We start from the raw sequence: 10,720 nt of genomic DNA, 5'->3' as shown, positions 1-10,720 counted from the left end.
CGGGTTATCGCCCTGACCCGGGGCTTCGAAACGGGATCGGCCTTCGGGCCGGTCCCGTTTTCGCGTCCGGCTCGTTTCTCCGCACACGCGCTTCTGCCGCCTCGCGTTTCTGCGCCCGTCCGCACACGCGTTTCTTCGCACACGCGTTTCTCCGGAGGCCCGTCTCTCCGGCCTCGCGTTTCTCCGGAGGATTCGGACATCCGCTGACCAGACGCGCCGGAGATGCCCGCATCCACGGGTCAGTCCGCCGACGCCAACACGAACCTCCGGAGAAACGCGACCGCTGAGCGGCTGTAGGCGCGGCGTCGCCGGCCCGAGGATGCGCCCGACCAACCTGCCCGGCCTCGCGTTTCTCCGGAGGATTCGGACATCCGCTGACCAGACGCGCCGGAGATGCCCGCATCCACGGGCCAGTCCGCCGACTCCAACACGAACCTCCGGAGAGACGCGAGGCCGAAGAAACGCATGTGCGCAGAGACGCGTGTGCGCAGAGACGCGAGGCGCGGAAAGCGCGCGGGACGCTACAGGGTGCTGCTGTGCTCTCGCGCGGCGACGCGGGGAATCTCCAGCCAGAGGTCCACCTCGTCCTCCTCGTCGTCCACTCCGTGGCTGCCGAGCGCGCTCGCGTGGCCATCGTCGCTGGACGAGAGGCCGACCACCGTCACCGCGATGTCCGAGCCCTCCGGCACCGTGCGGGCGATGAGCTTGCCAGTCTGGGTGTCGCGGATGGCCTCGGCGAGACGGTTGAGCACCCTCTCGAGTTCGTCGTCGTCCAGGTCGTCGATGCCGCCCTCGTCGAGAAGGGTCACCGTGGTCCCCTTGCGCCTGGCCACCATCACCTGCTCGCGAACCCGGTCGTTGAGCAGCTTCCGGCCGCGGATCTCGTCGCGGATGGCGCCCTCAAGGTACAGGCACTCCCGCCGTTGCGCCTCGGTGAGCTCCCCGCCCACGGAGACGATCCTCTGCAGCATCGGCAGGGACATCCGGCTGGTCTGGCCGAGACGGAACTGGCGCTCGGACACGTGTGCCTCCTGCGCCGCCCGCCACTCCACGGCTTCGCGTTCGGCGAGGGCGTATTGGCGGGTGTCCCGGCTGGCCTTGGCGAGCGACAGCGAGAGCGCATGGGAGACGGCCACCCAGGCCGTGCTGCCGATGACCCCGTAGGCGAGTAGGCCGCCGACACCGGACCACGCGATAGTCTCCACGATGAGCGCGCCGGTGCCGATCCAGGCGAAGGTGTGCCGACGCCGCGTCGAGGTGATCACCATGAGCGTTCCGATGGCCGCGGTGTGCCAGGCCGCGTAGCTGTCACCGACCACCTTGTTGAGCTGGCTCGTGACGAGCAGGGGAACTACGATGGCGACCACGGCGTTGAACGCGGCGAGCCAGAGCGGCAGCCGCGCGGTCCTGGACGGCCAGAGGCTCGCGATGGTGGCGATCGCGTAGAGGAGCATCGCCGCCACATACGGCCCCTTCTCTCGGGGCACATCGATGGACACGCTCGCGAGCAGCAGGTGGTAGGCGGAGAAGATCGCGGCGAGGCCGATGATCAGGTAGCGGGGGACGGTGATGTTCACGACGCCACCTGCTCCCAGCCCGCGTCCGCGAGGGTCGACGCCGTCGATGGCCTCGGCCACAGGATGCGGATGACGGTGCCCTCCCCGGCGTGAGACTCGATCTCCACCATGCCGCCGGCGTTCGCCACCCGCTCCATGATCGAGACCCGGAGGCCGAGTCGCTCGCTGGGAACGGTTTCGACCGCGAATCCGGCTCCCGTGTCGCCGACCTCCACCCGGATGCCGCCGGACTCGCCCTCCTCGATGGAGAGCCAGCGCGTCACGTCCGGTCCGTGGCCGGCGTGCTGGAGGCTGTTGACCATCGCCTGCACCGAGGCCGAATAGACGGCCTCCGCGGACTGCACGGAGATGATCCCGGTGCCGACCTGCTGGGCGCGAAGCTCGAATGGCGCGGAGAGCGTGGAGGTGGCGCCCATGATCCGGTGGGCGAGCTGGTCCATGCTCATGGTGGCGTCGTCATCCGGCGACGTCTCCGCCGCGTCTCTGAGGTGCCCGATCGCGTTGCGCGCCATGCGGGTGGCGAGGTCCTTCGCCTCCGGCGTGTACGCGCGGGCCGCGGAGAGCAGGGTGGTGAGCACGCTGTCGTGCACGATCGAGTCGACCTGCACCCGCTCGACCTCCGTCGCGTGCTGCCGCACGGCATGGGCGTAACGCTCGAGGGCCGCCACCTGGGCGGCATCCACCGAGGCCGCGGCCTGTCTGAGCAGGGTGATGAGGATGAGCACGCCGCCGCCGAGGATGATCGCGTACGCCGTGTCGAGGGCCGCGGATTCCCAGCTCTTGCCGCCCCCGGACGGCGTGATCCGCACGATTCCGTAGAGGATCGGCGCGACGAACAGGTAGACGGTGGCTGCCCAGGTGCTCAGGGCCACGGCGGCGGCGGAGGTCGCCACGGTCACCAGCAGCCACAACCACGGCCGGTCCGGCTCGACCCTGGTCGGGTCCATCGCGACGAACGGCCAGCTCACCAGGGCGGCGAGGAAGGCGAAGGCGATGTAGGCGTTAACGGCCCGCACGAACTTGCGGGCGAAGGACGCGACGACGGCGGCGAGGATGCCGCCGAAGATCGCCACGATCATGAGCGACGCGAACGCCTGCTGCATGCGCGGCAACTGATCGAGAACCACCGGCACCGATTGAGCGCCGAACACGAGTCCGATTATCGCCACGGAGCGCGAGACGACGGTTTCGATCTGTCGGCGACTGATCGGATTGTGAGGCTGTCTGCCGAGGGCCTCAGCCGGATCCGGTGCCGACCTAGCGGCCATCGGCATCCGGGTCCAGGCCCGGAAGGATGCCGTCTTCGACGGCCCTGCGAAGCAGATCGACCTTGGTGGGGGCCGGGCGACCGACCTCCACGTACTTCACGCGAATTCGATCGAGATACTCGCGGGCGGTCGAATACCCGATGCCGAGCTGTTGCGCGGCGAGCTTGAGCGGCAGGCCAGAGGCGTAGAGGTGCAGGATCTCCCGCTCTCGCCTGCCGAGTTGTGCCTTCGCGAAGTCGCGGTCGGCGTCGATGGCCGTCGCCCACTCGAGGTTGTTGAGCACCTCGCCTCGAGCCACGGTCTCCACCGCCGACATGACCGTCTTGGTGGCCGACGACTTGGGAATGACCCCGGCGGCCCCGGCGGCGAGCGCCTCCCGAACCGAGGCGACGCGGTCGGCGATGCTGTGGATCAGCACCGCGGAGCCGGTGGCCTGCACTCGCTTCACGTTCTCGGTGACCGTCGAGCCGTCGCCGAGCGAGAGGTCGAGTACGACCACGTCGTTCTCGCGGCCGTTGAGGTTGTCGACGAATTCCTGCACGGATGCCGCGGCGAGAATGAAGTCGAATCCGGCGTCGATGCAGGCCGCCTTCAAACCGAGTCGCACCGATTCGTGGTCGTCCACCACCGAGACGCGCACGCCGGTTGGGCGCGCGCTGGCTCGCGGCTCATCGATCGTGGTCTGCTCCATGGCCGATCCTGTCTGCGCCGTTGTTCTGAAACCCAGCTGTTCCTGACCCAATGGTAATGCTCGCGGACTCTCCACAGGCGCTAGAGACGCGCCATGACGGTAACGGGTCACGATTCCGCCGAGTGCCGTCAGCGGAGACCGTCAACCGCGGGTCAGGGTGGCGACGGCCTCGACGTGATGGGTGTTCGGGAACAGGTCGAAGGCGCGAAGGCTGCTGAGCTCGTATCCGCCTGCCGCGAAGAGGGCAACGTCGCGGGCGAGCGCGACGGGGTCGCAGGCCACATAGACGATCTGGGCCGGCCCGAGGGCCACCAGCTCGGCGACGACCTCCTTGCCGGCGCCGGACCGCGGCGGGTCGAGGATCACGGTGCCCCGACGCAGACTGTCCCGCTCGTGCGCCCCGGCCGTGGCCCCGAGCCCGCGGAGGAACTGCTCGACCCGCGCGGTCACCGCCGCGGCACCGGTCCACTCCACGAGGTTCTCGGCGGCGTGGTCGGTGGCCAGCGAGTCGCTCTCCACCGTCGTGATCCGCACGTGATTGCCGAAACGGTCGCCGACGGCGGCGGCGAGCAGGCCGACCCCGCCGTAGAGGTCGAGGTTGGACGCCCTCGGGTCGAAGAGCGACTCGTCGACGGCATCCTGCACGGCCAGCGTGAGGGTCTCCGCGGCGTGCTGGTGCACCTGCCAGAAGCCTCGGGCGTCGAGGCGGAATTCGCGCTCCCCCACTCGCTCCGTGATGCGATGCGCGCGGCCCCGGTCCGTTCTCCCCTTGTCGGAGCTGGCCTTGTCGGAGCCGGCCCGGTCGGCGTTCGTCGCTCCTCCGGCCAGCACGAACGGGTTGCCCACCGACGGCACCACGATGTCCACGTGGGCGGAGCCCGGGAACTTCTCGTCGAGGGGGGCGATCGCGGCGAGCGCCGGGATGGCGAGAGGCAGGTCGGTCACGGGAATCACGCGGTGGGATCGTGCGGCGTACGGACCAGGCGTGCCGTCTTCGGCCACCTGCAGTCGCACGCGAGTGCGCCATCCCGTGCCGTTGTCGGCCCCCGGAAGCGCCTCCACGGTGGCCTCCGTGGTCACCCCGGCCATGCGCGAGAGCGAGTCGGCGAGCACCTGACGCTTCAGCTCGCGCTGGTGGGAGATGTCGATGTGGCCGAACTCGGCGCCGCCCGCCCGGTCCTCCGGCGCGCGATCGATCGACGCGGCGGCCCAGACGTGCGGTCGGCGATGCTCGGAGGCGGTGATCACCGAGAGCGTCTCGGCCCGCCAGAACGACTTCTTCGAGTCCTCGGTGATGCGGGCGAGCACGCGTTCGCCCGGAATGGCGTCACTCACGAAGATCACCCGGCCCTCGTGGCGGGCGACCGCCACACCGCCGTGGGCTACGTTGGTAACCTCGATCTCGACACTCTTTCCCTGCATTTCACCCATCCCCCGAGCTTGCCACAGAGCGGCCAGGACATTCCCCGGGAGCGACCTTCGTGACGAAAGCGCCAGTGCGTCTCTACCTCGCATCGACCTCGCCCGCGCGACTCGCCACCCTGCGGGCCGCCGGCGTAGAACCGGCGGTGCTCCCCTCCCTGGTGGACGAGGATGCCGCGGTCGCCGCCGCCGGGCCCCTCACCCCGAGCGAGATGGTGCTGCTGCTGGCACGCGCCAAGGCCGAGGCCGTGACTGGCCAGCTCGTGGACGCCGCACCGATCGACGGGTTCATCCTCGGCGGCGACTCGGCGTTCGAACTCGATGGCATCGTCTACGGCAAGCCACACCGCCCGGAGGTGGCCCGCGAACGGTGGCTGCTGCAGCGCGGTCGCACCGGCCATCTGCACTCCGGGCACTGGCTCATCGATCACCGCGGGGGCGAGATTCGACGCGCCACGGGCGCAGTGGCCACCGCCGGGGTGACCTTCGCGAACGACATCTCCGACCACGAGATCGACGAATACATCGGCACCGGCGAACCGCTTCAGGTGGCCGGCGCCTTCACGATCGACAGTCTGGGCGCACCATTCATCACGGCGGTCGACGGCGACCCGCACGCCGTTGTCGGGCTTTCGCTCTCCACCCTGCGTTCCCTGTTCCTCGAGTTCGACGTTTCCTGGCCCTCGCTGTGGAACCGGTAGCGGCCGCCGATGACCGGGCCCGGTTGTAGAGGACCTCACCGCGCCATCCGCCTTTTTTGTAGCCCACCGCCAAAGGCGCACCCGTCCTGACCAATAGGCTAAAGAACTATGCCCCGCATCACGAAGCTCCTGATCGCTAACCGAGGCGAAATCGCCGTCCGAGTCATCCGGGCGGCGAAGGACGCGGGGATACCCGCGGTCGCCGTCTATGCCGACCAGGATCGCGACGCGAGGCACGTCAAGCTCGCCGACGAGGCGTATGCTCTCGATGGCGCCACGAGCGCCGACACCTACCTGCGGGCGGACAAGATCCTCTCGATCGCTCGGCGAGCCGGTGCAAACGCCGTGCATCCCGGCTACGGGTTCCTCGCCGAGAACGCGGAGTTCGCGCGTTCCGTGATCGACGCCGGCCTGATCTGGATCGGGCCGTCGCCCGACGCGATCGAGAAGCTCGGCGACAAGGTGTCCGCCCGCCACATCGCGGAGAAGGTGGGGGCGCCCCTCGCCCCCGGCACCCTCAACCCGGTCTCCGGCGCCCAGGAGGTGCTGGACTTCGTGGACATCCACGGTCTTCCCGTCGCCATCAAGGCGGCCTTCGGTGGAGGCGGCCGAGGCCTCAAGGTGGCTCGCACGCGCGAGGAGATCCCCGAGCTGTTCGACTCCGCGACCCGCGAGGCCATCGCCGCGTTCGGCCGAGGAGAGTGCTTCGTGGAGAAGTACCTCGACCAGCCGCGCCACGTCGAGACCCAGTGCCTCGCGGACGCCTACGGCAAGGTCGTGGTGGTCTCCACCCGCGACTGTTCGCTGCAGCGACGCCACCAGAAGCTCGTGGAGGAGGCGCCGGCGCCCTTCCTCACCGACGGACAGAACGCCCTGCTTTACTCGGCATCCAAGGCGATCCTCAAGGAGGTCGGATACCTCGGTGCCGGCACCTGCGAGTTCCTCGTCGCCAAGGACGGCACAATCTCCTTCCTGGAGGTGAACACGCGACTGCAGGTTGAGCATCCGGTGTCCGAGGAGGTCACGGGCATCGACCTGGTGCGCGAACAGTTCCGGCTGGCCGAGGGCGGCGCCCTGGACTATGACGACCCGGTGGCCGAGGGGCACTCCTTCGAATTCCGCATCAACGGCGAGGATGCCGGCCGCAACTTCTTCCCGGCACCCGGGCCGGTCCACGCCCTCCGCTTCCCCGGCGGACCCGGGGTGCGCGTCGACAGCGGAGTGACCACGGGAGACGTGATCAGCGGCGCCTTCGACTCGCTGCTGGCCAAGCTCATCGTGACCGGCTCGTCCCGCGAGGACGCGCTCGAGCGTTCCCGTCGCGCCCTCGACGAGTTCGAGGTCGCCGGGCTGCCCACCGTGCTGCCCTTCCACCGCAAGATCGTGCGCGACCCCGCGTTCACCTCGGAGCCGTTCAGCATCTACACCCGCTGGATCGAGACCGAGTTCGTGAACGACATCGAGCCCTGGAGCGGGTCGCTCGCCGACACCCCGGCGGCCGCGCCCCGGCGCAGCGTCGTCGTGGAGGTGGACGGCAAGCGCATCGAGGTGAGCCTGCCCGCGCGTCTCGTCGCCGCGTCGGCCGGGAGCGCCGCCCTCGGACCGGCCCCCAGGCGCCGCGGAGGAGCCGGAGCGGTCGTCACCGCCACCGGGGACTCGGTGAAGGCCCCCATGCAGTCCACGATCGTCAAGCTCGCGGTCGCGGAGGGCGACGTCGTCGTCAAGGGCGACCTCATCCTCGTGCTCGAGGCGATGAAGATGGAGCAGCCGATCACCGCGCACAAGGACGGCACCATCGCGAACGTCAACGCCGCGGTGGGCGCAACCGTGTCGTCCGGTTACCTGCTGCTCGACATCGCGAGCTGACGCGGGGCGCCCCGCCGGCGCCGATCAGCCCGCGGCCGGGTCCAGCGCCTGCCGGATCGCGGCCAGTCCGGCGAGCAGCTCGGCGAAGGTCGTGCTGAGCGGCGACAGCCCGATCCGGATGCCGTCCGGCGCCCGGAAGTCCGGGATCACGCCCCGGGCCCAGAGCTCGGCGGTCACCGCTCGGAAGCTCTCGTGCCGGATCGTGACGTGGCTTCCCCGGCGCTCCGGCTCGCGGGGAGTCGCCACGGTGACGCCGAGCGGCGCGAGCCACGCGTCGACGATGTCGAGCGTGAAGTCGGTGAGCAGCAGGGACTTCTCCCGGATGTCGCCGAGTCCCGCCCGCTCGATGAGGTCGAGCATGTCTTGCATGGCGAGCATCCCGACCACCGGCGGGGTGCCGCTGATGAAGCGCCGCATGCCGACGGCCGGCGTGTACTCCGGTGCCATCGCGAAGACGTCGCTGGCCCCCATCCAGCCCCAGATCGGCTGCCGCAGCTCGTTCTGCAGCTCCCGCCGCACGTAGGCGAAGGCCGGAGACCCCGGCCCGCCGTTCAGGTACTTGTACGTGCAGCCGACGGCGATGTCCACACCCCATTCGTCGAGCTCGGTGGGCACGACCCCCGCCGAGTGGCAGAGGTCCCAGAGCACGAGCGCCCCGGCCGAATGCACCTCCTGCGTGATCGCCTGGGCGTCGGCGAGGTAGCCGGAGCGATAGGCCACGTGGCTGAGCACCACGAGGGCGGTCGCTGCGGAGACGGAATCGCGCACCTGTTCGACGGTCACGCCCCGCTCCCTGTCCACCGTGATCCAGCGCAGGGTCATCCCGCGTTCGGCGGCCACCCCCTCGAGCACGAACCGGTCGGTGGGAAAGTTGTCGTCGTCGACCACGATCTCGGTGCGTCCGGGGCGGGCATCCACGGCCGCGCGGATGAGCTTGTAGAGCAGCACCGTCGTCGAGTCGGCGACCACCGTCTGGCCGGGCTCGGCGCCGAGGGTGAGCGAGCCGATCCGGTCGCCGAGGGCGAGCGGGAGGTCCATCCACCGTTCGTCCCACGACCGGATGAGGCGGTCGCCCCATTCGCGCTCGAGGAAGGACGCGAACCGGTCGCCGGTGACTCGGAGCGGGCGGCCGAGCGAGTTGCCGTCGAGATAGGCGACGACGTCGTCGCTCGGCGCGAATTCCGCGGCGAACCGCCCGAGCGGGTCGGTGCGGTCGAGCTGCGCCGCCCGACCGGCGAAGTCTGATGAATCCAGTGGCGTGCTCATGTGTAGATCTCCTCCAACGTAACGAGCGAAACGACCGACGCGGTCGACAGCCAGCTCGCGCCCTCCCGGCCGCCCGGCGCGACCTCTCCGGGGATCCAGGTGAAGCGTGCTCCGAAGCTACCGGATGACCGGGTGAGCGCGCGGACCAGGTCGCCGGTCGACAGCCCGGCCTCGCCGAGCGCCGCGAGCTCGCGGGCGTTGAGGCCCACCGGCAGGGGGCCGTTGCCGAGGTCGGTGCCGTAGAGCACCCGGCCGCCTCGGGCGGCGAACCGACCGAGGTTGTCGACGGCGGTCTCGTAGGCCCGGCCGCGGTCGCCCCGGCCGCGGTCGCCCCTTCCATGGATGTCGAGGGTGCTCGTCCACGCGCAGCGCGCGGCGGAGGCGGCGACCTCGTCATCGGTGAGGCGCTCGGTCCACGGGGTGTGCGCGAGCGTGTCCACGCCGGCGGCGACGGCCCGCATCGCCTGGCCCGGCCCCTCGGCGTGGGCGACCACGGGCAGTCCTGCCGCGTGCGCGGCGGAGACCACGGTCGCGAGCAGGGCATCCGACCAGACCGGCCCGGCCGTGCTGTTGAGCGCGATCTTGATCACGCTCGCCCCGAAGCCGACCATCTCCGCGACGGCGGCCGACGCCCCGGCGCCGGTCGACAGCTCCCGAACCGCCCGCGGCGGGGCCCACGATCGATCGCTCGGATACCCGCCGGGGGCGGTCAGGAAGGCGCCCGCGAACTCCACCTCGACGGCGTCCGGCCCGTTCGAACCGGCCCACCCCGATGCGACGGCCGGATCCCAGCCGAGGTCGACCACCCGGGAGATGCCGCCGGGCACGAGGCCGCCGGGGTCGACCAGGCCGAGGTGAACGTGCGAGTCGACGAAACCGGGCAGGATCGTTCCGGCCAGCCGAGGCCCGGCATGGTGCGCGGAACCGGCGGGCGACAGGTACTCGAGCGCGCCGGCCCGCACCCGCAGCAGGCTCGGGCCGCGCCATCCGCCCCACCACACCTCGTCGACCCGGATCGGGTCGGCGGCGGCGGAGGCGTCGGCGTTCACCGGCCGATTTCGGTGCGAACCGCGAAGAGTTCCGGAAAGAAGGTGAGGTCGAGCGCGCGTTGGAGAAAACCGACGCCGCTCGACCCGCCGGTGCCCCGCTTCATGCCGATCGTGCGCTGCACGGTGCGCAGATGCCGGAACCGCCAGAACTGGAAGTTGTCCTCGAGGTCGACGAGCTCCTCGCAGGCCTCGTACACGCGCCAGTTCTCGTCGGCCGAGTCGTAGATCGCCGTGAACACCGGCACGAGCTCGGGCGTGAAGGTGTACGCCTTCGTCACGTCCCGCTCGAGCACGCTGACCGGCACCTCATGCCCCTGCCGGTGCAGGAAGCGCAGGAACTCGTCGTAGAGGCTCGGTTCGTCGAGCAGGTCGGCGAGCACCTGCCGGGCGGCCGGGTCGCTGTCGAACACGGCGAGCACCTTGGCGTTCTTGTTGCCGAGGATGAACTCGACGGCGCGGTACTGGTGAGACTGGAACCCGGAGGCGTTGGCGAGGGAGTCGCGGAACTGGGCGTACTCGGTGGGGGTGAGGGTGGCGAGCACCGACCACTGCTGGGTGAGCGTCTCCTGGATGTGCTTGACCCTGGCGATGCGCTTGAGGGCGGTGCCGAGGTCGTCGGCCTTGAGCAGCTCGCGCGCCGACCTGAGCTCGTGCAGCAGGAGCTTGATCCAAAGTTCGCTCGTCTGGTGCTGGATGATGAACAGCATCTCGTCGTGATGCTCGGGGACGCTGAGCGGGCGCTGCGCGCCGAGAAGCTCGTCGAGCGCCAGGTACGACCCGTAGCTCATCCGCCCGGCGAAGTCGGTGACGATGCCCGGCTCGATCGGCCTCGTGTTGTCTTCGATGCTCACCAGCCCTCCGTTCTGCTTGGTTGACGCCG

Annotated in this window: 9 protein-coding genes; 2 read left to right on the top strand and 7 right to left on the bottom strand. The window is 70.1% G+C overall.

Annotation, left to right across the window (positions count from 1 at the left end; translation table 11 throughout):
• Window positions 1-521 precede the first annotated feature (521 nt).
• The 4 genes from ACHZD8_RS08145 to ACHZD8_RS08130 form a co-directional block, all read right to left on the bottom strand.
• Window positions 522-1,577 carry a hypothetical protein gene (locus ACHZD8_RS08145; protein ID WP_394769716.1) on the bottom strand — a complete coding sequence of 352 codons (1,056 nt, stop codon included), beginning with the start codon at window positions 1,575-1,577 and terminating at the stop codon, window positions 522-524.
• Window positions 1,574-2,746 (bottom strand): sensor histidine kinase, encoded by a 1,173-nt coding sequence (locus tag ACHZD8_RS08140; RefSeq protein ID WP_394769715.1) that lies wholly within the window; start codon window positions 2,744-2,746, stop codon window positions 1,574-1,576. Before ACHZD8_RS08140 ends, ACHZD8_RS08145 begins: the two co-directional genes overlap by 4 nt.
• Before the next feature lie 88 nt (window positions 2,747-2,834).
• Entirely contained in the window at window positions 2,835-3,536 is a 702-nt protein-coding gene (locus tag ACHZD8_RS08135) for a response regulator transcription factor (protein ID WP_147784979.1), read from the bottom strand.
• A gap of 141 nt (window positions 3,537-3,677) precedes the next feature.
• Entirely contained in the window at window positions 3,678-4,967 is a 1,290-nt protein-coding gene (locus tag ACHZD8_RS08130) for a class I SAM-dependent RNA methyltransferase (protein ID WP_394769713.1), read from the bottom strand.
• A gap of 65 nt (window positions 4,968-5,032) precedes the next feature.
• Here ACHZD8_RS08130 and ACHZD8_RS08125 point away from each other — a divergent pair, with 65 nt between their 5' ends.
• Together ACHZD8_RS08125 and ACHZD8_RS08120 are read left to right on the top strand one after the other, a co-directional pair.
• Window positions 5,033-5,659 (top strand): Maf family protein, encoded by a 627-nt coding sequence (locus ACHZD8_RS08125; protein WP_394769721.1) that lies wholly within the window; start codon window positions 5,033-5,035, stop codon window positions 5,657-5,659.
• A gap of 108 nt (window positions 5,660-5,767) precedes the next feature.
• A complete protein-coding gene (locus ACHZD8_RS08120; protein WP_394769712.1) occupies window positions 5,768-7,525 on the top strand; it encodes an acetyl/propionyl/methylcrotonyl-CoA carboxylase subunit alpha in 1,758 nt (585 codons plus the stop codon).
• Window positions 7,526-7,549: 24 nt separating this feature from the next.
• On the opposite strand, the gene kynU is transcribed toward ACHZD8_RS08120, so the two are convergent.
• The 3 genes from kynU to kynA are packed head-to-tail and all read right to left on the bottom strand — an operon-like array spanning window position 7,550 to window position 10,691.
• Entirely contained in the window at window positions 7,550-8,791 is a 1,242-nt protein-coding gene (kynU, locus tag ACHZD8_RS08115) for a kynureninase (protein ID WP_394769711.1), read from the bottom strand.
• Window positions 8,788-9,840, bottom strand: coding sequence for an amidohydrolase family protein (locus tag ACHZD8_RS08110; protein ID WP_394769710.1), 1,053 nt, complete (start codon window positions 9,838-9,840; stop codon window positions 8,788-8,790). The genes kynU and ACHZD8_RS08110 overlap by 4 nt, the downstream gene beginning before the upstream one ends.
• The gene (kynA, locus tag ACHZD8_RS08105; protein WP_394769709.1) at window positions 9,837-10,691 is read right to left on the bottom strand and encodes a tryptophan 2,3-dioxygenase; all 855 of its coding nucleotides are present in this window, start codon (window positions 10,689-10,691) and stop codon (window positions 9,837-9,839) included. Before kynA ends, ACHZD8_RS08110 begins: the two co-directional genes overlap by 4 nt.
• Window positions 10,692-10,720 lie beyond the last annotated feature (29 nt).

Source organism: Lacisediminihabitans sp. (assembly GCF_043726815.1).
Lineage (GTDB): Bacteria > Actinomycetota > Actinomycetes > Actinomycetales > Microbacteriaceae > Lacisediminihabitans.
This window is presented reverse-complemented; position numbering and strand designations above follow the sequence as displayed.

Coding starts and splice junctions, on each gene's coding strand:
- ACHZD8_RS08135 (WP_147784979.1), bottom strand. CDS start 3,536: ATGGAGCAGACCACGATCGATGAGCCGCGAGCCAGCGCGCGCCCAACC.
- ACHZD8_RS08130 (WP_394769713.1), bottom strand. CDS start 4,967: ATGGGTGAAATGCAGGGAAAGAGTGTCGAGATCGAGGTTACCAACGTA.
- ACHZD8_RS08120 (WP_394769712.1), top strand. CDS start 5,768: ATGCCCCGCATCACGAAGCTCCTGATCGCTAACCGAGGCGAAATCGCC.
- kynU (WP_394769711.1), bottom strand. CDS start 8,791: ATGAGCACGCCACTGGATTCATCAGACTTCGCCGGTCGGGCGGCGCAG.